Genomic DNA, 26,483 nt, shown 5'->3' on the forward strand with positions numbered 1-26,483 from the left:
CTCGAGGACAGAACAATGTCTAATTTCTACCGCATCAAGCGCCTTCCGCCTTATGTCTTCGAGCAGGTCAACCGCATTAAGGCAGCCGCCCGTGCGAATGGAGCGGACATTATCGATCTCGGCATGGGCAACCCGGACCTGCAGGCTCCGCAGCATGTGATCGACAAGCTGGTGGAGACGGTGGGCAAGCCGCGTACGGACCGCTACTCGGCGTCCAAGGGCATCGGCGGTCTGCGCCGCGCCCAGGCCGGCTATTATGAGCGCCGCTTCGGCGTGAAGCTCAACCCCGAGACGCAGGTGGTGGCCACCCTCGGCTCCAAGGAAGGCTTCGCCAACATGGCGCAGGCCATCACGGAGCCCGGGGACGTGATCCTCGTCCCCAACCCCAGCTACCCGATTCATGCCTTCGGCTTCCTCATGGCCGGTGGCGTGATCCGTTCGGTTCCCGCCGAGCCGACCCCGGATTTCTTCGTGGCTGCCGAGCGCGCCGTGATGCACTCGATCCCCAAGCCCGTAGCGCTTGTGGTCTGCTACCCGTCGAACCCCACGGCCTACGTGGCTTCCCTCGATTTCTACCGGGACCTTGTGGCTTTCGCGAAAAAGCATGAGCTGATCCTGCTGTCGGATCTCGCCTATTCGGAAGTCTACTTCGATGAAAATAATCCGCCGCCGTCGATCCTTCAGGTACCTGGCGCCATCGACGTCGCCGTGGAGTTCACCTCCATGTCGAAGACCTTCTCCATGGCCGGTTGGCGCATCGGCTTCGCCGTCGGCAACGAGCGGCTGCTCGCTGCGCTCGCCCGCGTAAAGTCCTATCTCGATTACGGTGCCTTCACCCCTGTTCAGGTGGCGGCGACCGCGGCCCTCAATGGTCCAGACGACTGCATCCGCGAGATGCGCGCCACCTACAAGAAGCGCCGCGATGTGATGGTGGACGCCTTCGAGAAGGCGGGCTGGTCCATTCCGGCCCCTAGCGCTTCCATGTTCGCCTGGGTCCAGATCCCGGAGAAGTTCCGGAGCATGGGGAGCCTGGAATTCTCCAAGCTCCTGGTGGAAAAGGCTGATGTCGCGGTCGCTCCCGGTATCGGCTTCGGCGAGCACGGCGACGATTATGTTCGTATCGCCCTTGTGGAGAACGAGCAGCGCATCCGCCAGGCGGCGCGCAATATCCGCAAATTCTTCGACAGCGCTGACCATACCCTACACAACGTCGTGCCGTTGGCACGCCGGGGCTAAGGCCCCTAAAGCGCGGCGGAGCCCGTATCTCAGCCCAAGTTTCCGCGTCCGCATGGACATGGGAGCTTGGCAGTCGTAAAGAGCAACCCGGTTTTACAGGGAGCTTTTGTCCGTGACACGTCCTCTCAAGGTGGGCATCGCCGGCCTCGGTACTGTTGGCGCTTCGGTTATTCGGATTCTCGAGCGCCGGAACGAGACTGTGACGCAGAGGGGCGGGCGTTCTGTCGAGGTCATGGCCGTTTCTGCCCGCGACAAGGCCAAGGACCGCGGCATCGACCTCTCACCCTTCACCTGGTTTGACGATCCAGTGGATCTTGCCCGCTCGGCGGATGTGGACTGCGTGGTCGAATTGGTGGGCGGTGCGGACGGAGCCGCTTTCGAAGTGGTTCAGACGGCTCTGTCCCATGGCAGGCATGTGGTTACCGCCAACAAGGCTCTGCTCGCCAAGCACGGTTTGGCGCTGGCGAAGCTCGCCGAGAGCAAGGGCGTGTCCATTTCCTTCGAGGCATCGGTCGCCGGCGGCATCCCGATCATCAAGACCTTGCGCGAGGCCCTGCCGGGCAACGAAGTCTCACGCCTGTACGGGATCCTCAACGGAACCTGTAACTACATCCTTTCCCGCATGGAGCTTGAAGGGCTCACCTTCCAGGAATGCCTGAAGGACGCTCAACGCCTCGGCTATGCGGAGGCCGACCCCACTTTCGACGTGGAAGGCTTCGACACCGCCCATAAGCTCGCGATTCTCACGAGCCTTGCCTTCGGCACCGAGATCGATGCCGAAGCGATCTATGTGGAGGGAATTTCCTCCATTACCCCGCTCGACCTCGCGATGGCGAAGGAACTGGGCTTCCGGATCAAGCTGCTCGGTGTCGCTGAGCGCACGGATACCGGTATCGAGCAGCGGGTGCATCCCACCATGGTGCCGCGCACCTCGTCCATCGCTCAGGTCATGGGCGTGACGAATGCTGTGACCATCGACGCGGATGCCGTGCGTGAGCTGACACTCATCGGTCCCGGAGCAGGGGGCGACGCCACCGCTTCCGCCGTGGTGGCAGACATTGCCGATCTGGCAGCAGGCGTCGCGCAGCCGCTCTTCGGCAAGCCTGTCGACCAGCTGGAGAAAGCCCCTCGCGCGCCCATGCAGCGCCATGAGGGCGGCTATTACATTCGCCTGACAGTCCACGACCGTCCGGGCGTCGCAGCCGGTGTTGCGACCCGCATGGCAGAAGAGGACATCTCCCTGGAAAGCATCCTGCAGAAGCGCTCGGAAATCGCAGCGACGCAGGATCCTCACGGCCGTTCGGGTGCGCCGGTGTCCCTGGTTCTCATCACCTACGCGGCGACGGAGGCATCCATCCGTTCGGCGGTGGAAAAGATCTCGAGGGATGGTCTTATCGCCGAGCCGCCCCAAGTCATCCGCATCGAACGCGATTAATCATCTGGCGGGCACGAAATACCCGCCGACCACCTTCAAGAGGGAGACGACACGTCCATGTCGCAAGGCATTACCGTCCAACCGGGGCAAATCATCGAGCGCATCCTGACCTTGGAGCTCGTCCGCGTCACTGAGCGCGCGGCTGTGGCTTCCGCCAGACTGCGCGGGCGCGGCAACGAGAAGGCTGCAGACCAGGCAGCCGTGGACGCCATGCGCCGCGAGCTCAACAAGCTCCCGATCGACGGCACGGTGGTGATCGGCGAGGGCGAACGCGACGAGGCGCCCATGCTCTTCATCGGCGAGAAGGTTGGCAACAAGCAGGGGCCGAAGGTCGACATCGCCGTCGACCCGCTGGAAGGCACCACGCTCTGCGCCAAGGACATGCCGGGCTCCATCGCTGTGATGGCCATGGCCGAGTCCGGCACGCTGCTGGCTGCTCCCGACGTCTACATGCACAAGATCGCCGTCGGCCCCGGCTATCCCACCGGTGTCGTCGATCTTGATGCCTCGCCCGAGGACAACATTCATGCCCTCGCCAAGGCGAAGGGCGTGAAGCCGAACGAGATCAACTGCCTTGTCCTCGACCGTCCGCGCCATGCGGAACTCATTGCTGCGATCCGCAAGACGGGTGCGGGCGTTCGCCTCATCACCGACGGTGACGTGGCCGGTGTGATCTTCACGACGAAGCCTGCTGACACCGGCATCGATCTTTATCTCGGCATCGGCGCTGCCCCTGAGGGCGTGCTTGCTGCTGGCGCGCTGCGTTGCATCGGCGGCCAGATGCAGGGCCGTCTCATCCTCGACACGGAAGAGAAGCGCTCCCGCGCGCTCCAGATGGGGGTGACCGACCCCAACAAGAAGTACGACGTGACGGACCTCGCCCGTGGCGACGTGATCGTTGCCGCCACTGGCGTGACCGACGGCGGGCTCCTGAAGGGCGTTCATTTCGGCAAGGACGTAATCACCACCGAGACGGTAGTTTACCGCTCCGCCACCGGCACCGTACGCCGTATCTACGGCGAGCACCGCGAGCTGTCGAAGTTCCACCTCGACTGATCGCTGTTATAATAGAATCTCTTATGGCCGGGTTCGTCCCGGCCATTTGCGTTTTGGATCACTCTCCTGTCAGGATGAGACACTCTATTGTTAGGTACCTGCGTCATGATCGAAATTCGTCCATTTATTCCTGGAGACCGCGAGTCTTGGGAGCCGTTGTGGCAGGGCTACCTGACCTTCTACAAGGCCTCGCTTCCTGCCGAGGTCACGAACGCGACCTGGAAGCGCCTCAACAATCCCGCAGAGCCCATGCACGGCCTTGCGGCGGTTCTCGGCGGCAAGATCGTAGGTATCGTGCATTACCTCTATCACCGCTCCACCTGGACGACTGCCGATTACTGCTATTTGCAGGATCTCTTCACGGCGGACCAGGCGCGGGGGCGCGGCGTCGGTCGGGCTCTGATTGAGGCTGTCTATGAACGGGCGCAGGCCGATGGAGCTGCCCGCGTCTATTGGCTCACACACGAGACCAACAAGGATGCCCAGGCTCTCTACGAGAAGGTTGCCTCCCGCACCGGCTTCATCCAATACCGCAAGGTGTTTTGACCACATTTTGCAGATAACATTGTTTCCGTGACCGAATCATCGCCAATCTCCCTGCCGAAACCGTTTCTGGGCGTAACCCAGTCAGCCCTGGGCCGTACTTGGGTCGAGCGCTGCAGCGCCGCCCAGAGCACGATCGCCCTCGCCATCGCCCAGACCCATGGAGTGCCCGATATCCTGGCCCGTGTGCTCGCAGGGCGCGGGGTCGGCATTCACGAGACGGAAGGTTTCCTCAACCCGCGCTTGCGGGATCTGATGCCCGATCCGCATATTCTCACAGACATGGAAGCTGCAGCCAATCGGCTCGCGGACGCAGTGATGCGCTCCGAGAAAGTGGCGATCTTCGGCGATTACGATGTGGACGGAGCCTGCAGCGCCGCACTGCTGGCTGAATACCTGCGCGCCTGCGGTATCTCTTACGCCATTCATATTCCCGACCGGATCACGGAAGGTTATGGCCCGAACGTCGATGCTATTCGCGCGCTGAAAGAGCAGGGGGGCGATATTCTGGTCACGGTCGATTGCGGCACGGCCAGTATCGAGCCGTTGGCCGAGGCGAAGCGCCTGGGTTTGGATCCGGTCGTTCTCGACCACCACCAAGCGCCTGAGCAGCTGCCGGAAGCGCTGGCGATCGTGAACCCGAATCGGCAGGATGACCTTTCGGGCCTCGGTCACCTCTGTGCGGCAGGCGTGGTGTTTCTTTTCCTTGTCGCCCTCAACCGGACCCTGCGGGCCCGTGGCTTCTTCGGGAATCGCACCGAGCCGGACCTGATGGGAAGCCTCGACATCGTTGCGCTCGCGACGGTCGCCGATGTGGTCCCGTTGGTCGGCCTCAACCGCGCCTTCGTGCGCCAGGGCCTCGCGATCATGCGCAGCCGCCGACGGCTCGGCTTGGCGGCATTGCTCGATACGGCAGGCTTAGCCGGGGCGCCGGAATGCTGGCATCTCGGCTACCTGGTCGGCCCACGCATCAATGCGGGCGGCCGGATCGGCGATGCGGCACTCGGTTCTCGCCTTCTTCTGACGGACGATGCCATCCAAGCTGGCCAGATCGCCGCCGAACTCGACCGTCTGAACCGGGAGCGGCAGGCCATTGAGGTCGTTGCTGTCCAGGAAGCCGAGGCCCAGGCCCTGATGGCCCTGGAGCGGATGCCCGATCAGGCGGTGCTGGTGACGGCATCGGCCGAATGGCACCCGGGTGTCGTAGGACTGATCTCCGCCCGCACGAAAGAGCGATTCCGCCGTCCGGCTTTTGCGTTCACCCTCAACCCTGACGGCACGGCGACAGGCTCGGGCCGGTCCGTGCCGGGTGTCGATCTCGGTTCTGCCGTCCGCGCGGCGGTAGACGCCGGAATAGCCATCAAGGGCGGCGGCCATACCATGGCGGCCGGCGTCACGATCATGGCGACTGAGCTTGACCGTTTTCTCTCTTTCGTGACGGACAAGCTCAATGAGCCTGTCAGCACCATGCGTTTGAACGATCAGTTCGCCATCGACGCCACGCTGACCGCAGCAGGCGCGCAGCCGGGCCTTGTTACCGCGCTGGAGCGGGCAGGGCCCTTTGGCTCAGGTCAGCCGGAGCCGGTCTTCGTTTTTCCACAGCACCGTGTCATCGAGGCCCGGGAGGTCGGCAGCGGTGGGCATATGCGTGTGAAGCTACGCGGCGGCGATGGCAGCACGATTGGAGGAATCGCTTTCCGCGCAGCGGGCCAACCCCTCGGAAATGCTCTGTTCGATGCCATCGGAAGCCCTCTTCACGTGGCTGGAACGCTTTCCATCGACCGGTGGGGTGGCCATGAAAAGGCCGAGCTTCGCATAATGGATGCAGCGAGACCTGAATAATTGAAAACTGACGCTTGCGGTGCGTCACGATCCCGTCTATACGTCCGCCCACTTCGACGGCAACGCCTCGAAGTCCAGCGCGCCCTTCGTCTATCGGTTAGGACATCTGCCTTTCACGCAGGAAAGAGGGGTTCGATTCCCCTAGGGCGCGCCACTTCTTTTTCTTCCCGGCAAACCGCTACTGCAGAATGAGTGACAGCGTTCACTCTCAGATCGGGCTGCCTTTGATCTTCGTCACCATTTCCCAGTTGTCACCGGCTGCGATCAGGCAGGCCTTGCCGTCCGGCATGGTCATGACCATCGACCAGGATCCGCCTTGCGAGGCGAAAACCTCGAGCACCTGTCCCGGCTGCGCGAGGCCGATTCCGACAGGGTCTTCCTTATATTGATCGGCCAGGAGCTTCACGAGCTGTTCCCGCGGGCCGCATGAGGCTTGGGCTCCGGCTTCGGGTGATCCAACGAGAAGGGCGCTGCCAAGGACCGACAGCAGGGCAAGAGGGCGGTGAATCATGGCACATCCTAGAGCGGTTTGCCCGCATGACCCTTGGCGTTTCCATCAACGCGCAAGGCTTCAAAAAAGCTCCACGCTGTCAACGTCATCAACTTGTGCTGCATAACTGGGCAGGCGCATGGAGATTCGGATGTGCAACAGGCTTCGCTGGGGCTAGAGTGAACTTGCCGAGCTCAAAGGCGTTTTCTCGCGAACTCCCTCTTGTCGAGCGTTCAATCATGCCTCGCTTTTTCTTCAACATCCGGGACGGTTACGACGTCGACGAAGACGATGAGGGTGTCGAGCTTCCGGATCTGGAAGCCGCCAAGGCAGAAGCCCTCGCAACCGTCGAGGAGTTGCGAGAAGAGCTTGCCGATGCCGGAAACATCGAACTCGAAATCGTTGACGAAGCCGGACGCCGTCTCATGACAGTTCCGTTCTTCCGCGGAGGGCGAGGCGGCAAGCGGCGCTGACATCATTGCAAGAAAAAACCCGGCGTGAAGCCGGGCTTTTCTTTCATGGACGGGAGTGCCTTAGCATTCCGTCGTTTTCTTGGTCGTGGTGTCGCCGAACTCGTCGGTCTTCTGCTTGGTTTCCGTGGTGCAGCCAAGCGTCGATGAGCCGGTCGTGACGGTGGTGGAGGATGTCGTGCTCGGCTCGCGCTTCTGCTCGATGGTCGTCGAACTGCCGAGGATACCCTCTTCCTTCTTGATCGTGGTCGTCGTGTCCTGAGCGAAAGCCGCCGTGCTCAAGAGCGAAGCGGCCAGGACGAAAGCAACTTTCTTCATATCCAAACTCCTCGTGTTACGCCTTTGCCGTAAGAACGCCGATCGCGCCGAGCGGTTCCTGACATGGCGAGGAGCATCAGCTTGAGCGAAGGTCTCTCCATGCGCTTGCGAAGGCGCGCGCGTTGCGGGCGACCTCCTCGACCGACATGGCGGGCGTAAAGAGAGCGGAGCCGAGGCCAAAGCCGTTAGCGCCTGCATCCACATAAGGCTTCATATTGTCAGGCTTGATGCCGCCGACAGGGAGCACGATGCTGTCCTTCGGCAGAACGGCACGCCAAGCCTTCACGACATTGGGCGGAATGCCTTCGGCAGGAAAGATCTTGATGCCGTCCGCGCCTGCTTTCAGGGCTGCAAAGGCCTCCGTCGGCGTTGCCACGCCCGGTGTGCAGACCATGCGATGCTCCTTGGCGCGGCGGATCACGTCGAGGTCGGCATGGGGCATGACGACGAGCTTGCCGCCGACATCCTTGATGCCATCCACCTGTTCGACATCGAGCACGGTGCCGGCGCCGACAAGAACGTCGCTGGGCATGGTTCTGGCCAAGGTCTCGATGCTGCGGAACGGCTCCGGTGAATTCAGCGGAACTTCGATGATGCGAAAGCCGGCCTCGACGAGAGCAAAGCCGACGGCTTCGGCTGCCTCGGGTCGCAACCCGCGCAGGATCGCGACCAGGGGAAGTTCGGTCAGAAAATCCGACAGCAAGACAGCACCTCTTCAAATGGTTGCATCGATGCCCGGAACTTAACGCGAAAGTCGCCGGAATTCTCCAGCGACTTTTTTGCCCTGTCCCGCTCAGTGCATAGAGGCCGAGAGCTTCTCCTGGGCGAGCTGCACGAGCTTCACACGCTGCAGCTTGCCGCTGGTGGTTTTCTGCAGCGTATGGGGTGGCAGATTGAGAACGTGATCGACCGCGATGCTCAACTTCTGGCTCAGCCGGTCCCGGATGGCATGGCGCATCGCCTCGACCTTCTCGGAGGCTTTCTGCGTGGTTTCAAAGAACACCACGAGGTTTTCCGTGCCCTTGACCGGATCTGAGAGGCCGATGGCTCCCACGGCTCCCGAGCGCACGCCTTCGATCTCGCCCACGACTTGCTCGATTTCGTAGGGAGAAATGTTGGCGCCCGCGCGAATGATCAGATCCTTAATGCGGCCGGTGATGTAGAGCTCGCCGTTATCGAGGTAGCCAAGGTCGCCCGTTGCTAGCCATCCGTTGTGGATGTTGCTCGGTGCTGTTTCCTTGTAATAGCCATGCACCACACTGGGACCGCGCAGGTAGATCTGTCCCTGCCTGCGTTCGGGCAGGGGAGAGCCGTCATTGTCGACGATCATGACCTCATGACCCTTCAGCACCGGTCCCACAGAGGCAACCGGCCAGGCATCGGACGCGGCAGCATCGACGGGATTAGCCACTCCCTGAGTCATGAATTGCTGGCGCGAGATTGTTTGGAAGCGAACGGATTCTGACGGCCGCGAGAACGTAACGGCGACAGTGCATTCTGCCAGACCATAGGCCGCAAACAGGGCTTCACGCTTCAATCCGTGCGGAGCGAAGCGGTTGAAGAAGTGCTCGACCGTCTTTTTCTGGATGAACTCCGCAGCGTTGAAGGCACACCGCAAGGACGACAGATCGAGACCTCGCGTCCGGTGTTCGGGCGCATGGGTTGCAACGAACTGGTAGGCGAAGTTCGGCGCGGAAGTGACTGTGCCCTTGAAGCTGTGAATGGCCCATAGCCATCGGGCTGGATTCATCGTGAACATGGTCGACGGCATCAGTACCACCGACATGCCGGCCGCGAAGCCGCACATGGTGAGCGCGACAAGCCCCATATCGTGGTAGAGCGGGAGCCAACTCACGACCGTGTCTTGGTGCGACCATCCTGCCGCCAATGCGAGGCCGCGCACGTTGCTCAGAAGCGTCTTGTTGTCGATCAGCAGGGCCTTGGGTTGCGAGGTTGTGCCGGATGTGAATTGCAGAAAGGCTGACGCGTCTCTGGTTGGTGCAGGGAAGCGCGCCTCATGAGGCATCGGCAAGTCTTCAACGGTTGTCGCTCTGCATCCCGCTTCTCTCAGCAGATCGCAGCAATCCCGCGGGGCCAGGATCAATCGGGCTCCAGCATATTGTGCGCGAACAGCGAGCCGCTCCGCCCAGTTCGCGCCATGAATGCCGGGGCTGGGAGCTTCGACGATGCAGGGCAGGAAGCCGCCGACCTGGCAGGCGAAGAAGGCCGTAACGAGACAGGGGGAAGTCTCGAAGGCGAGAAGCACGATGTCGCCAGCTTTCACTCCATGCGCAGAGAGACGCTGCGCAAGGAGCGTTGCCTCTTGCAGCAACGCAGCATTCGAAATCTCCGTCACCGCGCTCTGTGCTCCGATAACGTAGAAGGCGGCTTGCTCTGGAGCAATCGCGGCGCGGTATTTCAGAATTTCCGGGATTGTTGCGATACCCTGGGGCAAAGGCAGGCAGGCTTTGTTTGAAAGGTCAAAAGCCCGCTCCGCCTGCCCGAGTGGGAAGGTGTGAGCCTTATACATGGATGATCTCCGCTGATGCCGTCAGAACCGCAGGAGGGCGCCTTCGAGGGTCAAGCCTGGGCCGAAGGCCAGCATGACGCCGATCTCACCGGGCTTGGGATGATCGCTCTTCACCAGATGCTCGAGAACGAGCAGCACGGTCGCAGATGCGCAATTGCCGTATTCACGAAGAATATGCCACGTGGATTCCAGCTGGCGTTCGGTGATTTTCATTTTCTCGGCAATGAGGTCGACGATCTTGGGGCCACCGGGATGGATCGCCCAATGCTTGATCTCGCTCACTTCCACATCGGCCGACGAGCAGAGATCCGACAAGAACTGCTCGATGAGGCTCGCAATCACAAACGGGACATAGGGTGAGAGCGTCATGCGCACTCCGTCATCCATGATGGAAAGCGTCATCATGTCGGACGTCTCAAAGGATTGCAGCGTATGTGTCGCCAGGATCTGCGGTCCATGACCAGGCTTACGCATCGCCATGGTAAAGGCCCCAACGGCATCGCCGAAGAGGTTGTGGACAATGGCCTGCTCACGGGTGGCTTCGGGACGAAAGTGCAGGCTGCTGAATTCGGCGCAAAGGCCGATTGTGTATTCGTCCGGACGCGCGATCACTGAATCCATCGCTGTCTTGATGACGTTGAGGGCTGCGAAGCAGCCCATATGGCCGATATGCGTGCGGCGGATGCTGGGCTTGAGACCGAAGCGCTTGGCCAGGAAGTAGTCAGGCGTAGGGCCGTAATAGCCGGTGCTGCTCGCCATCACGATGCTCCCGACATCGGCGCGATCAACAGGGCGGAGCAGATCCTCGAAGGCCTCTCCGGCGACTTCGTCGACAATCTCCACGTAAGCCTTCATGCGGTCACCGATGCCACGAGTTTCCCGGCCGATATCCGTCGCGGGATTCCATGCCAGGTGGCGTCGGCTCACGCGCGTGACAGTGCCGAGTTCATGAGCATCGGGAAGCTCCGCGTACCATCGATCGAAGATCTCGTCCCAAAGGGTTTCCTGATCAATAACCTGCTTGGGCGCGGCAGAGGCAAGGTTGACGAAGGTGGGGAGGGTAGTTTCGTTGCGCAGCGCCATGAGACTACTCCGCTGCGGCGCGAGGCAAGGCCCCGGCGACAAAGCGCACGACACTGCCAATTGTGTCGCGTCCGCCGGAACTGTGCGCAATGAACCACTCCTCAAGAGCGATGCCTGCGTAAAGCTCTTCTATTCCGGCAAAGAACTGCATGAGCTTCATGGAATCGAAGCCGAGGTCGCGGGTGAGCGACATATTCGCGTCGATTTGGGTGATACTGTCTTCGCTGATCCACTTGCACAGGTCAGCGACCTGGCGAGCAATGTTCGCCTCAAAAATAGATTTCATGATTTGCCCCTAAGGTGACTTACGTTGAGTCACCGAGAGAGGCTACTTTGTATAGTTACGTTACGATATATATTTTATATTGAATAATCGCAATCTTCCCTTGGGAAAATGCAAGGAAAGGCACTCTCTATAAAGAGATTCAGTCATCGCAACGTTTATCTGTTTGGTGGAGATTTCTCAACTTTAGGTAATGGAGCTGTAAATCTTCGAAGCCTCATAGACCCTTGGGCCTGTCTAATATTTGAAAAGCTAAGATGGAGTGCGGCGCAAGCATTGCTGTGCCGTTCGCGATATTTGGGTCCTCTCGTCCGCAGTTATCGTTCCGTGCAGCACCTTCTGCCACAGATCGCTTTGACGAAGGGTGTCGACCGTGCAGGAGCAAATTGCGTTGCAGGTCTCGGGCTGCGCATTCATCAGGCAGGTCGATACGCATTCATTCATGAAAGGCTTCGCCTCGGCTCGCGGATTGGGACCCGTGACCTGCAGAACGCCATAGAGGATTCCAAGCAGCACGATCTGATGGATGAGATAGATCGGAAGGCTTTTTCTCCCGGCCCAGACAAGAAGTCGAGATAAGGCGTCACGAGCCTGCCATCGTGCCAAATCCGTGGCGCCGACGCGAGGAAGCAGCAGCTTGCCCGCCGCAACTCCGCCCAGGACGACACCGAACCACGGGAACAGGGGAACGTAATCATTCGTCACCGGGTCCGCCGCGCCAAGTCCGAGCCAGTCAAGGTAGGGCGCGTCGAGGGCAGGGCTCGTGAAGAGCGAGGGTGCGATCAGGAAGAAGAGCGCTGCAGCAAAACTCAGGGCAGGGGGTACGCGGAGAAAAGGCAATGCGAGCACGCTCGACACTGCAATGCAGTGAAGAATGCCGAAGAAGATATAGCTCTCGGGAAAGGCGAAGAACGTGACAAGGGTCACGGCGAGTGCCGCTCCGCCTACTTTCATGAGGCGCTTCAAAAATGGGATCCTGCGAAATCCCTGCGCATGGGCGAGGGCTAATCCGATTCCGACCAGAAACAAAAACGATCCTGCAATGCCGCGAGCGAACCAACGCCATGCGGGAACCTGGAGGATATTCGTTTCGATCAGCTTCAGGAAGCTCAGGTCCCAGCTGAAGTGGTAGATGATCATAGCTGCGATCGCGAGACCGCGTGCGACGTCAATGACGTCCCATCGCTGGGATGCGACGGCTCGGGGTCGTTCAGCGGTTTGGAGGCGGTAAAGATCTGCCCTGGCTTGGGCGGCATCGTCGCTCACGGATGCTGGTCCTGCTGTTTCTATCGCGTTCGCGCGATCTATATGGATGACATGACCGAGAACCTTGCCGCGTCAATCGCTGCTTTGCAGGAAATGATTCAAGACGCCCGGATCGTCGCCGGTTTCACGGGCGCGGGCATATCGACGGAGAGCGGCGTTCCCGATTTCCGCTCTCCCGACAGCCCCTGGATGCGCAACAAGCCCATCCCCTTTGAACATTTCATCCATAGCGCCGAGGCTCGACGGGAGGCATGGCGGCGCAAGTTTGTGATGGACGATCTTTATCGCCATGCGAAGCCGAGCCAAGGGCATCTCGGCATCGCCTCCCTCATTTCCGCTGGGCGCATGCCCGCCGTGATCACCCAAAATATCGACGGGCTTCACCAGGCGTCCGGTCTCTCCGATGAGCAGGTCATCGAACTCCACGGCAATGGAACTTATGCCAAATGTCTCTCCTGCGAACGCCGGCACGAGCTTTTCTGGATCAGATGTCACTTCGAAGCCGTCGGCGAGCCGCCCGAATGCACCAATTGTGGCGGCATCCTGAAATCCGCGACCATCTCCTTCGGCCAGCCGATGCCAGAGGGGCCCATGCGGCAGGCCCAGAAGCTGATCTCGAGCTGCGACCTCTGTCTGGTGGTGGGGTCATCCCTGGTGGTCTACCCGGCGGCTGCCTTTCCGGCCTTCGCCAAGGAGAACGGAGCACAGCTCGTCATCATCAACAGGGAGCCGACGCCGCTCGATGAAATGGCAGATCTGGTCATCCGTGCAGAAATCGGAAATGTGCTGACGGCATTTGTCTCGTGATTTCAATGCTCTCGCCGGATGCCGAAAATTTCATCGCATTTTAAGGGTTCTTACTGGCTTCCCCTGATTCAGGACGATGTTATCCTCTTTTTAAGAATCGGGTTTTTGATTCGAGTTCGGGTATATTCATGACTAGCGATTTCGGCTCTAACTCCTTCAATCTTCGAGAGGAAAACTCCTCTTTCGATCAAGGCCGCCGCGAGGTCGCCCCGGCGCCTGCAGAGGAAAACTCCCTCGAACTCATCCAGGTAAGCGGCCGGATCAAGTGGTTCGACGTTGCCAAAGGCTTTGGATTCATCGTGCCCGATAACGGCATGCCTGACGTTCTGCTACATGTGACCTGCCTGCGCCGGGACGGGTACCAGGCCGCCAACGAGGGGGCTCGCATCGTGGTCGAGGCGGTTCAACGCCCCCGCGGCCTGCAGGCGTTCCGCATTGTCTCCTTGGATGAATCGACTGCTCTCCACCCCTCCGAGCTGCCTCTGCCTCGCACCCATGTCCAGGTAGTGCCCACCAGCGGATTGGAACCTGCCATCGTGAAGTGGTTCAACCGTCTTCGTGGCTTCGGCTTCCTGACGCAAGGGGAAGGCAAGCCGGACATCTTCGTCCACATGGAGACGTTACGCCGCTACGGTATTGCCGAGCTGAAACCTGGAGAGCGCGTCTACGTGCGCTTCGGCGACGGGTCGAAGGGCCTCATGGCCGCCGAGGTTCGCCTCGCCGACATGGCCCTGCCGCACTCCCACTGACAGGTTGTGTTCGTGTTCCAGCGTCTCCGCCCGGTTCTTCCGGCCCTTGGTCTTGTCCTCGTTTTGGCCGGCGCGGCTTATGCCCAGGCTCTCGAAGCCCTCTCCATCGTGACTCAGAGCGGACAACGCCAGAGCTTTCAGGTTGAAGTCGCTCGCAACGATGCCGACCGGGCTCAGGGCCTCATGTACCGCCGTTCCATGGCCCCCGACCGGGGCATGCTATTCGACTTCGGCCGGGTCGAACCCGTCTCCATGTGGATGCAGAACACGTATCTGTCCCTGGATATGCTTTTTGTCCGCCCTGACGGGACAATCGCCCGCATTGCCGCGAATACGGAACCTTTGTCGACCCGCACCATTCCTTCCGGTGAGCCTGTTCTTGCCGTTCTGGAACTGAATGCCGGCACTGCCGCCAAGCTCGGGATCAAGCCTGGCGACCGGATCGAACATCCAATTTTCAAGCGGTAGCGTTCAGACGCTTGCTGAGTCGAGGCTGATCGTGATAGCGAACAGCTCAACCGGTGCCGACAGGCGGGGTGTAGCGCAGTCTGGTAGCGCATCTGCTTTGGGAGCAGAGGGTCGCGGGTTCAAATCCTGCCGCCCCGACCATCTTCACCGGTTAAAGTCTTGGAGAGAGTGCGAAAGACCGATGCCCGCCCGGATTTATAAGCCCGCCAAATCCGCAATGCAGTCCGGCATGGCCCGGACCAAGCAGTGGCTTCTCGTTTTCGAGCAGGACAAACCCCGCGAGATCGAGCCTCTCATGGGCTGGACCAGCTCGGGCGATACCCGCCAGCAGCTCCGCCTGTGGTTTGACACCAAGGAAGAGGCTATCGCCTATGCCGAGCGCGAGGGCATCGCTTATCGGGTCGAGGAGCCGCATGAGGTCAAGCGGCGGACGATTTCCTACTCCGACAACTTCAAGTTCAACCGCGTCGGCCCCTGGACTCATTGACGTCCCAAGCCGCGGCTCGACGGCCCCTTAGCTCAGCTGGATAGAGCAACTGCCTTCTAAGCAGTAGGTCGCAGGTTCGAGCCCTGCAGGGGTCGCCAACAAATTGCAAGACATGGGAACCTGTCTTGGATGTGGGCTGCCTCGATGCGAAGGCTCTGCCTCGAAGACACTCTTTAGACGAAAGCTCGCGGTCCTTTGAGGGCCCCACGGTGGTTTTAAGGAACTGTGGCGCTGGCGTCCCAAGGACTCCACGATCGGAATTAACTCTTCTATCGTCAATTCAGGCGCGAGTTCTGGCAAACCTCGTCACATCCAATAACAACGGCGAATCGACTTCTGCGCACTTAAGCCGCTGATGCAGCTTGCTTTTCAAGTTTCGGGCGCTTGGGACGTACAAGCAGCTCGCTCGGATCGGTGGGCAGGAGAAGCATACCGCTGTCGTCAAGCGACACCCGTAATCGAGGGAACACCTCCTTTATGTGGGAAAGATCTCCCTTGAAGGCCTGCTTGAAGCTCCTGATGCTGGCGTTGTCCGAGCCAAACTGCTGATGCAGGTTGTCCCACGACAATCGCAAAGGCCGCTGTACGCTGCGCAGCCGGTATCCCATCCAGAACAGCATATCCAGTTTGCGGGCCGAACCTGCGAATGCACGCGCTGCCCGGATGTCGACCGGAAGTGCATGGCGGATAAGGTTCTCGTAAAAGTCGGCATGGAATTGAACAGTATTGGACCAAAGAAGCCCCTGGTCCGTGTTTCCGGTTAGCCAGATATCGAGCTGGCGAAAAGGTGGAACATTCAACGTACTGGATCTTGCTGCGCCATCCCATAAGCCGAGCTGCATCGTGCAGGCAGCAAGGCGGTTTAACTGCTCCTTGAATTGGCGCAGCGTGCCGCGTTCGCCTCCCGTTACGGGAAATCCCATCTGCTTGATGAAACCAGACAGGCTGTCGGCAACCTCGATGCGGGCGCTGCGCTGACGCACCGCCTCGGTGCATAGATGAAGCAGGACCAATCGAGCCTTAGGTCCATACGGAAGACCTTGAACCTCCATCTGGCCGGTTCTCGGATTTTTAAGACGTCCTGCCATGATGCTGAGTGTGTTTCGTCCATATTCGCGGAAGAACTCACGCTCGCCTTTAGGTTCACGATAGGGCAGACCGCAGAGAGCGAGGACGCTGTGAATGTGTTGAATGTTCTCCGGACAACTCGGGGTGTTTTCAATGACTTCGCGCACGGCGTCTCGTCGGCGCTGGTCGCGGCTCATGACAGCGCGTCGTGCATCGATCTCTGTTCGTTTCGCTGCTTCGCTGTCGCGTAATGCCTGCTTATGAGCAATATGTTCTATGATGGTCTTGAACATGAAGTGACCACGTGCCTGCTCAACCTCCACCAGGAGGTCATCGTCACGTATCATCGCAATCTGGTCTTCGACGCTCATAATCGTCCTTGAATTCGATAGCGCAGAATTGGGCTCGCGGACTCGCAACGTCTCCAAACTTGGCCTGGATCCACCATGCCTCCGGTGATTTCGGAGTTATCCAGAGCTTTCGATGATGAGCTGCTCATCGAGGCTGGAGCGGCCCATGCCAAGTGCCAGACAAATCGCGTGTTGCGCATAAGCGCGATGAAGATGATGCAGGAGATGGGTTGCGCAGACTTCAATACGCAGGTGACGGTGTCGAGCGCTGATGGGGTTGATCCCTACCGGCCCGACATGCGCTGAATCCAATGCGCACTGATGTATCGATAATCGCGAAGGGGGTGTCTCTTCAGCGCCAAGAGAAGGCCGCGCAGAGTCCAATGCGATCCAGACGAGAATTATGGTATTTACTACAGTAGCTTACCTAAGCCAGGGCGTTGAATCGAATACGTTCGTTCGCAGACTTCTATATATTGGTGGCGTTTTACCCGCTGACTCCAATACGCGGCTGCGCAGAGCTCAATGCACGACAGCGCAGAATTCAATACGGTGCTTGGATCTAAACCAATGGGATAAAAGCCGTTTCGGCTATTGCATATACCAGACTCATAATTTGCTGAATCTGAATCGATTCAGATACTTCCTTATGGCCAGAAAACGGTTGTGAATTTGGAGAATTTTTTTGTCGGGTACAGCCGCATGCGGTTCGACAGAAACCCGTTTCCATCCAATCAGAATCGAGTTAGTTGACGATCCACAGCACGCGCCCGTAGCTCAGCTGGATAGAGCACCAGACTACGAATCTGGGGGTCAGAGGTTCGAATCCTTTCGGGCGCGCCATTCTCGCAAATCTTATTTCAGAGATGCAGGAGAGCCTCGCGCCACTTCTGGATTGCCGTGTCATCGATTGCAATTCGAGAATGCCGTCACGGCTTAACGATCGTTAGACCCTTCCTTGATAAAAGACGAAATCCGGACCGGAAACGATTCCTGTCCTATTATCGTCTTTGCGCGGAGTGCTCATGTCCAACGCATCAAAACTGCTGATAGCGTACGAGCGGTTGATGGCCGCAGAGGAAGAGAAGCACCGCCTGCTGCCCGAGCGTCTTGTGACGATGGTTGCCGACAAGTCCTGGATCAAGGCCGTGAGCCAGCATTCAGAGGCCCGGCAATCCTTTGTCGAGGCTGCAATCGATTTCTGCAGAACAGAGAAACACAAAGGGCTGAGGATACCGCGTAAGGCACCGCGAAAGCAGGCGCTTGGGCAGGCCAATCAAGAGATAAGCCTATCTTAGAATTTGTTCTAAGGGCCCGGAAGCGCTCACGCATGGGCATCGCAAAGGGTTGGTTAGCAAAGGGTTGGTTAAAGGTAAATCTCGGTCGAGATTTTATATTACGTTCGGGGGTAGTTGACCGCCGACGTTGAGCGTTGCCGCGTGAGGGCGGCGCCAATCTCGTCAAAGCAATTAAGCGCGCCACCCTCCTATCGGATCCACTGCCAGGAACCTGGGCAGATTTGGGCCGTTAAAAAACGTTTTCTGCCACTAAGCCTTCGCTTGCCATAACACGCGTCTGATCGAAACCCGCGTGAACGACAGACTTCATTTCGAAGGAGGTTCCGAGTGAGTTCAAGTCAGACGAGCACGGCTCTGCCCGAAAGGATTTCTATCTCCCTCACGGTCAACGGTGAGACGCGGCATCTGGACGTGCTGCCTTGGACCGTTCTGCTCGACCTCCTGCGGGATCATCTCGGCCTGACCGGGACCAAGAAGGGATGCGACCATGGTCAATGCGGCGCATGCACGGTGATCCTCGACGGGCGGCGGATCAATTCATGCATGGTCTTCGCCGTGATGAAAGATGGCGCGGAAATTACGACCGTCGAAGGATTGGCCAAGGATGGAGCTCTGCATCCTCTACAGCAAGCATTCATTGATCACGATGCATTTCAATGCGGTTACTGCACGCCTGGGCAGCTATGCTCCGGTGTCGCCCTCATCAAGGAGGGCAGGGCGCACACGCGAGATGAGATCCGCGAATTCATGAGCGGCAATCTCTGTCGCTGCGGGGCCTACACCAACATCGTCGATGCCATTGAGCAGGTGCTCGGATCGAACGCGGAGGCCGGGCAATGAACCGCTTTTCGTATTTGCGCGCCACAAGCATTGACGAGGCGGTTCGGGAGGCCGCAGCTGACCCAACGGCCCGTTTCATTGCAGGTGGGACCAACCTCATCGACCTGATGAAGTACAATGTGGAGCGCCCGACGCGGCTCATCGACATTACCCGCTTGCCCCTCGACCGGATCGAGGAAAGTGATGGCGGCGGCCTGCGCATCGGCGCCCTGGTGACGAACGATGAAGCAGCATACGACCCCCGTATCCATGATCGATATCCGCTCCTTTCGAGTGCCATCCTAGCCGGCGCTTCGCCGCAATTGCGTAATTCAGCGACTACCGGCGGCAATCTCCTTCAGCGCACCCGCTGCTATTATTTTTACGATCCGGGAACTCCGTGCAACAAGCGCGAGCCGGGCACCGGATGCCCCGCGACCACTGGACGGAACCGAATTCATGCCATTCTTGGCACGAGTGAGCATTGCATCGCCACGCATCCCTCGGACATGGCCGTCGCTCTCGCTGCCCTGGAGGCCGTCGTTCACATAGCAGGCCCCGATGGCGAGCGGACTATTGCATTGTCCGACTTTCACCGGTTGCCGGGCGATCATCCTGAGATCGACACGATCTTGCAGCATGGCGAGATCATCACGGCAGTTGAGCTTCCGTCGACGGATTTCAGCCGGAATTACACCTATCTCAAGCTGCGCGATCGTCTCTCATACGCCTTCGCGCTCGTGTCGGTAGCTGTTGCGCTGCGGATGGAAGGAGAAACCATCGCGGAGGCAAGGCTCGCCCTCGGCGGAGTCGCACATAAGCCGTGGCGAGACCCAGAAGCGGAAGCCATGCTTCGTGGCCAATCAGCTGCGGAAGGGCTTTTCGCCTCTGTTGCAGCCTGCATTCTGAAGGACGCGAAGGGTTACGAGGACAACGCCTTCAAGATCGACTTGGCGAAACGGGCCATTATTCGAGCGCTGTTCCAGGCTGCTTCCGGAACGCCGCAGTCGCAGACCGACAAACGGATCCAGTGAGGGCAGGATATGCAGCAGCCAAACGCTTACATCGGTACTCCTCAGAACCGGGTGGATGGGCGCGCCAAGGTCACGGGCGGAGCGAAATACGCGGCGGAGTTCGAAGCCCCGGATCTTGCCTTCGGCATTGTGGTTTCCAGCGCTATCGCGAAAGGACGGATCAAATCCATCGATACTTCTGCGGCACTTGCTGTGCCGGGAGTGCTGCAGGTCTTCACGCATGAGAACCGGCCTCGCACGGCTTGGCTCGACCGCAACTTCCGTGATGAGACGGCGCCTCCAGGCTCGCCATTCCGGCCACTCTACGATGACAAGGTGATCTACAGCGGGCAGCCCGTCGCCCTCGTTGTTGCCGAGGAATTCGAACTGGCCGCGCATGCAGCCTCTCTTGTGAGGGTCGAGTACGAAACCGAACCTCACATGACTGATCTCGACCTCAAGCGCAGCGAGGCCTATGTGCCGCCGAAAAAGCGCTCGGGTGTCAAGCCGCCGCCGAGCCCAAGGGGTGATGCAGAAGGCGTCTTTGCGCAGGCTCCGGTCAAGGTTCACGCGGAGTACCGGGTTGCCATCGAACACCACAATCCGATGGAGACCCATGCCTCGACGGTGGTCTACGAGGATGACGGCACGCTCACCATTCACGACAAGACCCAAGGCGCGCAGAACAGCCAGAGCTATGTGGCGAGCGTCTTTGGCCTGTCGAGCAGTCAGGTGCGGGTCGTATCGCCCTATATCGGCGGAGCTTTCGGATCGGGATTGCGTCCGCAATATCAGCTTTTCCTCGCTGTCATGGCGGCGCTTGAACTCAAGCGCTCCGTTCGCGTGGTGTTAACCCGCGATCAGATGTTCACCTTCGGCTTCAGGCCGCTGACGATCCAGACAATTTCACTGGGGGCGAACCCGGACGGCAAGCTTCTCTCCATCATGCACGACGCCACCCAGACGACCTCTACCTTCGAGGATTACCAGGAAGTCGTCGTGAACTGGTCGAACCTTCTTTACCATTGTGACAACGTCAAGCTGACCTACAAGCTGGCCCAGGTGGACACCTACACGCCTACGGATATGCGCGCGCCTGGGGCCGCCCTTGGGGTCGCTGCCATCGAGACGGCCATGGATGAGCTTGCCTATGCGACGGGGATCGATCCGGTCGAACTTCGCCTGCGGAACTATGCCGAGATGGATGAGGCGGACAAGAAGAGCTTCACCAGCAAGGAACTCAGAGCGTGCTACCAACTGGGAGCGGAGCGCTTCGGCTGGGAGAAGCGCAACCCTGAGCCCCGCTCCATGCGCGATGGACGCGAGCTCGTTGGCTGGGGCATGGCGAGCGGGGTATGGGAGGCGATCATGCAGAAGACCGCCGCCCGAGCAGTTCTGACACAGGACGGCAACCTCGAGGTTGCTTCCGCCACCATGGATATCGGCACAGGCACCTACACAATTCTGACGCAGATCGCTGCAGAAACCCTTGGCCTTCCGATGACGTCCGTGGCGACGAAGATCGGTGACTCGAGCCTGCCGAAATCTCCTGTCCAGGGTGGGTCGTGGACGGCGGCCTCCGCTGGCTCAGCGGTGCAGAATGCCTGTCTTTCAGTTCGGGAACAGATTTTCAAATATGCCCGGCAGATGGAGAGTTCGCCTCTCGCGAATGCCAGCATCGAGCAGGTGACTTTCGCCGAGGGACGGATCCATCTGACCAATGACCCAAGTGCCTCCGTCACCTTTGCAGAAGCCATGCAGGCTGGCGGCGTCGAAAGGATCGAGGCGGAGGAAAAGGCCAGCCCCGGTATGCTGACCAGCATGCGCTATTCCGGTTATTCGCATTCTGCCGTGTTCGCCGAGGTGAAGGTGGATGAGGAACTCGGTGTCATCCGGGTGACGCGCATCGTCACCGCGGTCGCAGCTGGAACCATCTTGAACCCCAAAACCGCGCGCAGCCAGATTCTGGGTGGCGTCGTGTTCGGTCTCGGCATGGCGCTGGAAGAGGAATCCATGCTTGACCACAATCTCGGGCGTTTCATGAATCACAATCTGGCCGAGTATCATGTGCCGGTGAATGCGGACGTCTACGACATCGACGTGATCTTCGTGTCCGAACACGAGGAGATGCTGAACCCTCTCGGCATCAAGGGACTGGGTGAAATTGGTGTCGTCGGAACTGCGGCGGCTATCGGAAACGCCATCTTTCACGCCACAGGCAAGCGCATCCGCGAGTATCCGATCACTATCGATAAGCTCCTGGGATAAGCTGAAACGAAGTCCGGCATTGAAAGTTGGCTTCGGCACGTCTCGGTCAAAGCCGCCATGTTCGATTCCAGGATCGGCAAGGCTGCGGCATAGGTTTGCCAATGAAGAGGGCTGGCATCCTCATATCATTGTAGAAGCTATAGTGCAGGGTAAGACAAGGTCGCCATTGCAGGTCAACATCTGCGGCACTCATTTGCCGAAGCCGGAGAGCATCGGCCGGCGGTACCTGAGGATCCCGCTCGACGCGCTTCCGGGTGATCCATGAGGTGCGTGAGGCAGACGCTTATGACAATATAGTTGGGCATCGGTGATGAGACGAGCAGGCCGGCGCATCGTACAAGCCGGATGTGGGCGGCGATCATTCACGGAGATGGCCGTCAGGGAGTGGCTCATGTTCCAGGCGGCTTAAAATCGATTGTCGCCACTCGCCGTGTTCCCGGTTGATGAGGATCAATGGTGGTTAGGCTGTCTGTCCCTAAGCTTTCCCAATCAGCGCAGCGTACCAGAGGCTGTTCACACCTTAGTGATCTTACGGAGGTCCTGGTACGCCGAATGAAACAGTGTGCTGTCTCATGAGCAAAGTGATTGTCTGCGGCGTGAAAACACGTTGGCTTACAAAGGACGGACGGAATGGAGCAGTCTGAGAAGCCCTGGCATAGCTGGACGGTACAAAAGGTTCTGGACGATCTCAGAAGTTCGAGCAATGGCCTCTCCGTTAGCGACGCAGCGAGACGCCTTTCCTCTCATGGTCCGAATGAGCTTCCTGCCACCGCTGGCCGTCCTGCGCTTCTGCGCTTCCTTGCCCAGTTCAACAATGTCCTGATCTATTTTCTGATCACAGCCGCCGTCGCAGCCTTCGTGCTCGGACATGCCGTCGATGCAGCCGTGATCGCCGCCGTCGTGCTCGTCAATGCCATCGTCGGCTTTATCCAGGAGGGCAAGGCGGAGAAGGCGCTCAACGCCATCCGCAGCATGATCGCGCCTCATGCCCTTATTCTGCGGGACGGATTGCGCACGAAGGTCGCAGTGCGAGACCTCGTGCCGGGCGACATCGTGTTTCTTGAGGCTGGCGACAAGGTTCCCGCCGATCTGCGTCTCGTTCGCGCACGACGCCTGCTCATCGACGAGGCGCTTCTAACCGGCGAATCCGTGGCTGCGGAGAAAGATGAGGCCATCGTTCCTGCCGAGGCCAGCCTAGGGGATCGGCGCGGCATGGCATTTTCAGGCACGTTGGTAGCTGCGGGCCAAGCCACGGGCGTAGTGGTTGAGACCGGGATGAATACGCAAATCGGCCATATCAGCCGATTGCTCCAGGCGGTGGAACCATTGAGCACGCCGCTGCTGCGCCAGATCGACCAGTTCGCACGGCGCTTTACCTGGGTGGTCCTGATTGGTGGCGCGCTCTTGTTCGCCTTCGCGGTCCTTGTCCGCGGCTTCGAATGGGTGGAGGCCCTCATCGCCGTGGTGGCGCTCGCGGTCGGTATCGTGCCTGAGGGTCTGCCCGCCGTCATTACGATTACGCTCGCCATCGGCGTCCGGCGCATGGCTATTCGCAACGCCGTCATCCGCAAGCTCCCCGCCGTTGAGACACTCGGCGCCACCTCCGTGATTTGCACCGACAAGACAGGAACCTTGACACGCAATGAGATGACGGCCCGCCGCATCGTTACGCAGCGCCACGAAGTTCTGGCAGGCGGGTCGGGCTATGCGCCCGAAGGAAAGCTCACGGCAGCTGAGAGCAGTGACGATCTTGCCGCCTTGGGGGCATCGGGCGACGTGCTCCGCTGCGGCCTACTGTGCAACGATGCGGAACTGGAACTGAAAGATGGGCGCTGGATCGTCAACGGCGATCCGATGGAAGGCGCGCTGATCGCGCTGGCCATGAAGGCGGGGCTGAACCCTGCCCATGCACGTGCCGAGTGGCCGCGCCTGGACGAAATCCCCTTCGACGCAGCTCACCGATTCATGGCGACCCTGCACGCCGGACCCGATGGCGAAACAGTCGTTTTCGTGAAGGGAGCGGCCGAGGCGCTTTTTGCCATGGCGCCTGGCTCGATCGATGCCGATTTCTGGAATGCCCGCATTGCAGCGGCGGGGTCGGAGGGGGAGCGCGTGCTCGCCTTCGGAATGAAACGTCTTGTCGATAAGAAGGAAAGGCTGGACTTCGCAGACGTCGCGGATGGAGTCGAGTTCCTTGGCATCGTCGGATTCATCGATCCGCCACGGCCTGAAGTAGCTGAGGCCATCGCGCAGTGCCGCACGGCCGGGATCGCCGTAAAGATGATCACGGGCGATCATGCTGCAACTGCGCTTGCGATCGCCCGGCAACTCGACTTGGCCGAGGACCCGCAGGCGGTGACAGGTGCGGAGATTGAGGCCTTATCTGACGCGGAACTCCGGAAAATCGTTGGGCGGGTTTCTGTCTTCGCGCGCACAAGCCCCGAACACAAGCTTCGTATCGTTCGTGGTCTTCAGGCGAACGGCCTCATCGTCGCGATGACCGGCGACGGCGTGAACGATGCCCCGTCGCTGCGGCAGGCCGACGTGGGAACCGCCATGGGCATCAAAGGAACGGAAGCCTCGAAGGAAGCTGCCGAGATGGTATTGCTCGACGACAACTTCGCGTCGATCGTCAATGCAGTCAGCGAGGGGCGCACCGTTTACGACAACATTCGCAAGGTGATCTCCTGGGAGATCCCCACCAACGGGGCCGAGACGCTGGCGGTGGTGCTCGCTATCCTGGTGGGCTTCAGCCTGCCCATGTCGGCGACGCAGATCCTGTGGGTCAATCTGATCCTGGCTTCGACGTTGGGTCTCGTGCTCGCCTTCGAACCGCCGGAGCCCGGCGTCATGCGCCGTCGCCCTAGATCAGCCAAGGCGCCGCTGCTTTCGCCCTTCCTACTGTGGCGTGTCGTTGTCGTCTCGGTGCTGCTTGCAGCCGCAGCCCTTGGCGTTTTCTTCTATGCCCTGAATAGTGGACGCGATGTCGAGACAGCACGCACGATGGTGGTCAACATGTTCATCGTCGGCGAAATCTTCTATCTCTTCAACGTGCGCTATCTTCACCTGACGTCCTTCTCCTGGCAGGGAGTCCTCGGCACACCGGTCGTGCTCGCTGCTATAGCCGTACTCGTCATCGCCCAGTTGCTGTTCACCTACGCGCCGTTCATGCAAGCCCTGTTCGAGACGCGGCCGCTTACCATTACGGACGGTGTTCTGATCATCGCAATCGGCGCCGGCCTCATGTTTCTGCTTGAGCTTGAGAAGCTTCTGATGCGACGGCTGGGCTGGTTTGAAGAACTGAAGGATTAGGCCACGAGAGGCGGGGAGGCGGACACTCATCACGCCGACGATCTTTACGATCCAAGCAATAGAGTGTGCTGCTGAATCGCTTGTCCAGCTCATCAGCTCTAAAACTGCCCTTTCTCTTCCGAGGGCGCAGGGAGAGGAACCGCAAGGACGTCAATCTCAGAGCCTTGCAGCACATCCTGCGCGACGCTGCCAAGAAGCAGGGTGCCGAGGCCAGACTGGCCACGCGTTCCTACGACGATGAGATCGGCGCGCTCGTTCCGGGCGCAATCCTTGATGATCGTGCTGGCGGGCTCTTCAGCGAGTTTGAGGATCTGCCGTTTCGACTTGAGCCCGACCTCGCCAATGAACGCGAGCAGCTTGGTGGCAGCACGCTGTTCTTCTTCGTCCGTGTAATCCTTTATCTCCCTGGCCGTTATCGCGGACCGGTACATGAGCCCCTTGGCAGGCGCATCGTAGACGTGCAGCAGGAAAACATCCGTGCCGTCCAAAAGACCAAGTTCCCGTGCCGCGCGCACGGCCTGGGCTGAACTTTCGGAAAAGTCAGTCGCAATCAGAATGCGCTTATAGTGCCTGGAAGGAACGGCATTGGCCATGAGAACAGGGCGCCGGCTACGCCGGATCGTACGCTCGACAGTTGTGCCCATGAACATCTCTCGGAGGACTTGGCGCCGATACGCTCCCATGACCATGAGATCAGCATTGGACTCCTCGGCTGAATTGGAGAGGCCCTCAAATGGTTCGCCCAGAATGACCTTGGCATCACAGGCCAAGCCGTCGACATCATGAACAGTGCTGGCCAGTTCCGTGAGAACAATTGTGGCCTCACGCTGACTTGCCTCCACTAATCGCGCGGGTTGATCGTCATCGATCACATGAACCAGAATGAGCTGAGCGGATGTGCTTCGGGCGAGGAGGGTGGCGCGACGTAACGCGCGATCCGATCGTGTCGAGAAATCAGTCGCGACTACAATTCGTTGCGTCATACGTTATTCCTCCGCCAGTAGATCAATCATGGCTTGGGCCGTCTCAGATATTGTTGCATGAATCCGGCTGGAAAGGCCACTGTGAGGTTCATGCGCCGTGACCTTGTGAGCAAATTTTAAGACCTGCGAACGCTGGTTGGCTCCGAAAAGGCTTATGTATTCAGAGGTATGCCCTCAACCGAATTCATCCATAGCAGTTCTTCAGGAACCGCTTGCGCGGCCTGAAACTGAGCTGTGATATCCCTCCGATTTTTGTTGAGAGAGGTAATAGTCTATATCCCATCAAGCAGTAGGCGGGGATGGCTTAAT

The 26,483-nt window shown here is 59.5% G+C and carries 25 protein-coding genes, 4 tRNA genes and 1 pseudogene; 21 read left to right on the forward strand and 9 right to left on the reverse strand.

All coding sequences use genetic code 11. The features are described 5' to 3' along the window. Positions 1–15: 15 nt before the first annotated feature. From BLP10_RS11635 to BLP10_RS11660, 6 genes are all read left to right on the forward strand, one after another. Positions 16–1,236, forward strand: a complete 1,221-nt coding sequence (locus tag BLP10_RS11635; protein ID WP_091134567.1) for an LL-diaminopimelate aminotransferase — start codon at positions 16–18, stop codon at positions 1,234–1,236. Between the two features lie 112 nt (positions 1,237–1,348). Beyond that, positions 1,349–2,671: a homoserine dehydrogenase gene (locus tag BLP10_RS11640; RefSeq protein WP_091135048.1), complete on the forward strand. Its 1,323-nt coding sequence runs from the start codon at positions 1,349–1,351 to the stop codon at positions 2,669–2,671. 57 nt (positions 2,672–2,728) lie between these two features. Next, positions 2,729–3,727, forward strand: a complete 999-nt coding sequence (glpX, locus tag BLP10_RS11645; RefSeq protein ID WP_091134569.1) for a class II fructose-bisphosphatase — start codon at positions 2,729–2,731, stop codon at positions 3,725–3,727. A gap of 105 nt (positions 3,728–3,832) precedes the next feature. Next, the gene (locus BLP10_RS11650) at positions 3,833–4,273 is read left to right on the forward strand and encodes a GNAT family N-acetyltransferase (RefSeq protein ID WP_091134571.1); all 441 of its coding nucleotides are present in this window, start codon (positions 3,833–3,835) and stop codon (positions 4,271–4,273) included. A gap of 27 nt (positions 4,274–4,300) precedes the next feature. Continuing rightward, on the forward strand, positions 4,301–6,112 hold the full coding sequence (gene recJ / locus BLP10_RS11655; RefSeq protein ID WP_091134573.1) for a single-stranded-DNA-specific exonuclease RecJ: 1,812 nt from the start codon (positions 4,301–4,303) through the stop codon (positions 6,110–6,112). Positions 6,113–6,191: 79 nt separating this feature from the next. After that, positions 6,192–6,266: transfer RNA gene (locus tag BLP10_RS11660), tRNA-Glu, on the forward strand. Between the two features lie 54 nt (positions 6,267–6,320). Here BLP10_RS11660 and BLP10_RS11665 read toward each other — a convergent pair. Beyond that, positions 6,321–6,623: a hypothetical protein gene (locus BLP10_RS11665; protein ID WP_091134575.1), complete on the reverse strand. Its 303-nt coding sequence runs from the start codon at positions 6,621–6,623 to the stop codon at positions 6,321–6,323. Between the two features lie 218 nt (positions 6,624–6,841). Here BLP10_RS11665 and BLP10_RS22835 point away from each other — a divergent pair, with 218 nt between their 5' ends. Continuing rightward, positions 6,842–7,075, forward strand: coding sequence for a DUF6894 family protein (locus tag BLP10_RS22835; protein WP_139165482.1), 234 nt, complete (start codon positions 6,842–6,844; stop codon positions 7,073–7,075). A gap of 60 nt (positions 7,076–7,135) precedes the next feature. Here the strand turns inward: BLP10_RS22835 and BLP10_RS11675 are convergent, their stop codons facing one another. The 6 genes from BLP10_RS11675 to BLP10_RS11700 form a co-directional block, all read right to left on the reverse strand. Then, positions 7,136–7,390: a hypothetical protein gene (locus BLP10_RS11675; RefSeq protein ID WP_091134579.1), complete on the reverse strand. Its 255-nt coding sequence runs from the start codon at positions 7,388–7,390 to the stop codon at positions 7,136–7,138. A 76-nt stretch (positions 7,391–7,466) separates the two neighbouring features. Then, positions 7,467–8,093 carry a 2-dehydro-3-deoxy-6-phosphogalactonate aldolase gene (locus BLP10_RS11680; RefSeq protein ID WP_091134581.1) on the reverse strand — a complete coding sequence of 209 codons (627 nt, stop codon included), beginning with the start codon at positions 8,091–8,093 and terminating at the stop codon, positions 7,467–7,469. A 90-nt stretch (positions 8,094–8,183) separates the two neighbouring features. Further along, positions 8,184–9,920, reverse strand: coding sequence for an AMP-binding protein (locus tag BLP10_RS11685; protein ID WP_091134583.1), 1,737 nt, complete (start codon positions 9,918–9,920; stop codon positions 8,184–8,186). 21 nt (positions 9,921–9,941) lie between these two features. Then, on the reverse strand, positions 9,942–11,003 hold the full coding sequence (locus BLP10_RS11690; protein WP_091134585.1) for a type III polyketide synthase: 1,062 nt from the start codon (positions 11,001–11,003) through the stop codon (positions 9,942–9,944). A gap of 4 nt (positions 11,004–11,007) precedes the next feature. Then, positions 11,008–11,289 (reverse strand): acyl carrier protein, encoded by a 282-nt coding sequence (locus tag BLP10_RS11695; RefSeq protein WP_091134587.1) that lies wholly within the window; start codon positions 11,287–11,289, stop codon positions 11,008–11,010. A 249-nt stretch (positions 11,290–11,538) separates the two neighbouring features. Next, positions 11,539–12,552: an acetyltransferase domain-containing protein gene (locus BLP10_RS11700; RefSeq protein ID WP_139165483.1), complete on the reverse strand. Its 1,014-nt coding sequence runs from the start codon at positions 12,550–12,552 to the stop codon at positions 11,539–11,541. A gap of 51 nt (positions 12,553–12,603) precedes the next feature. Between BLP10_RS11700 and BLP10_RS11705 the strand changes: the two genes are divergently transcribed. The 6 genes from BLP10_RS11705 to BLP10_RS11730 all read left to right on the forward strand — a co-directional run bounded on the left by BLP10_RS11705 (position 12,604) and on the right by BLP10_RS11730 (position 15,161). Beyond that, positions 12,604–13,359, forward strand: coding sequence for an SIR2 family NAD-dependent protein deacylase (locus BLP10_RS11705; protein ID WP_244510496.1), 756 nt, complete (start codon positions 12,604–12,606; stop codon positions 13,357–13,359). Between the two features lie 128 nt (positions 13,360–13,487). Continuing rightward, entirely contained in the window at positions 13,488–14,108 is a 621-nt protein-coding gene (locus BLP10_RS11710; protein WP_244510497.1) for a cold-shock protein, read from the forward strand. 12 nt (positions 14,109–14,120) lie between these two features. Continuing rightward, entirely contained in the window at positions 14,121–14,576 is a 456-nt protein-coding gene (locus tag BLP10_RS11715) for a DUF192 domain-containing protein (RefSeq protein ID WP_425286950.1), read from the forward strand. Between the two features lie 64 nt (positions 14,577–14,640). Next, positions 14,641–14,717 (forward strand) — tRNA-Pro (locus BLP10_RS11720). A 40-nt stretch (positions 14,718–14,757) separates the two neighbouring features. After that, on the forward strand, positions 14,758–15,063 hold the full coding sequence (locus BLP10_RS11725; protein WP_091134591.1) for an ETC complex I subunit: 306 nt from the start codon (positions 14,758–14,760) through the stop codon (positions 15,061–15,063). Between the two features lie 21 nt (positions 15,064–15,084). Continuing rightward, positions 15,085–15,161: transfer RNA gene (locus tag BLP10_RS11730), tRNA-Arg, on the forward strand. Between the two features lie 246 nt (positions 15,162–15,407). Here BLP10_RS11730 and BLP10_RS11735 read toward each other — a convergent pair. Further along, positions 15,408–16,502 carry a replication protein RepA gene (locus tag BLP10_RS11735; protein WP_091134593.1) on the reverse strand — a complete coding sequence of 365 codons (1,095 nt, stop codon included), beginning with the start codon at positions 16,500–16,502 and terminating at the stop codon, positions 15,408–15,410. Between the two features lie 75 nt (positions 16,503–16,577). On the opposite strand from BLP10_RS11735, the gene BLP10_RS11740 reads away from it, so the two are divergent. From BLP10_RS11740 to BLP10_RS11770, 8 genes and pseudogenes are all read left to right on the forward strand, one after another. Continuing rightward, the gene (locus BLP10_RS11740; protein ID WP_091134595.1) at positions 16,578–16,787 is read left to right on the forward strand and encodes a hypothetical protein; all 210 of its coding nucleotides are present in this window, start codon (positions 16,578–16,580) and stop codon (positions 16,785–16,787) included. Positions 16,788–17,247: 460 nt separating this feature from the next. Further along, positions 17,248–17,324, forward strand: a tRNA-Arg gene (locus BLP10_RS11745). A gap of 182 nt (positions 17,325–17,506) precedes the next feature. Further along, a complete protein-coding gene (locus BLP10_RS11750) occupies positions 17,507–17,779 on the forward strand; it encodes a hypothetical protein (protein ID WP_139165485.1) in 273 nt (90 codons plus the stop codon). A 327-nt stretch (positions 17,780–18,106) separates the two neighbouring features. Then, positions 18,107–18,619 (forward strand): (2Fe-2S)-binding protein, encoded by a 513-nt coding sequence (locus tag BLP10_RS11755; RefSeq protein ID WP_091134599.1) that lies wholly within the window; start codon positions 18,107–18,109, stop codon positions 18,617–18,619. Next, positions 18,616–19,632: an FAD binding domain-containing protein gene (locus BLP10_RS11760; protein WP_091134601.1), complete on the forward strand. Its 1,017-nt coding sequence runs from the start codon at positions 18,616–18,618 to the stop codon at positions 19,630–19,632. The genes BLP10_RS11755 and BLP10_RS11760 overlap by 4 nt, the downstream gene beginning before the upstream one ends. 9 nt (positions 19,633–19,641) lie before the next feature. Beyond that, the gene (locus tag BLP10_RS11765) at positions 19,642–21,879 is read left to right on the forward strand and encodes a xanthine dehydrogenase family protein molybdopterin-binding subunit (RefSeq protein WP_091134603.1); all 2,238 of its coding nucleotides are present in this window, start codon (positions 19,642–19,644) and stop codon (positions 21,877–21,879) included. A 166-nt stretch (positions 21,880–22,045) separates the two neighbouring features. Then, positions 22,046–22,144: pseudogene (locus BLP10_RS23530) on the forward strand (MBL fold metallo-hydrolase); the annotation flags it as partial. 365 nt (positions 22,145–22,509) lie between these two features. After that, a complete protein-coding gene (locus BLP10_RS11770) occupies positions 22,510–25,191 on the forward strand; it encodes an HAD-IC family P-type ATPase (protein WP_091134605.1) in 2,682 nt (893 codons plus the stop codon). Between the two features lie 98 nt (positions 25,192–25,289). Here the strand turns inward: BLP10_RS11770 and BLP10_RS11775 are convergent, their stop codons facing one another. Beyond that, the gene (locus tag BLP10_RS11775; RefSeq protein WP_091134606.1) at positions 25,290–26,174 is read right to left on the reverse strand and encodes a universal stress protein; all 885 of its coding nucleotides are present in this window, start codon (positions 26,172–26,174) and stop codon (positions 25,290–25,292) included. Between the last annotated feature and the right edge of the window lie 309 nt (positions 26,175–26,483).

This window comes from Microvirga guangxiensis (genome assembly GCF_900102135.1).
Taxonomy (GTDB): domain Bacteria; phylum Pseudomonadota; class Alphaproteobacteria; order Rhizobiales; family Beijerinckiaceae; genus Microvirga; species Microvirga guangxiensis.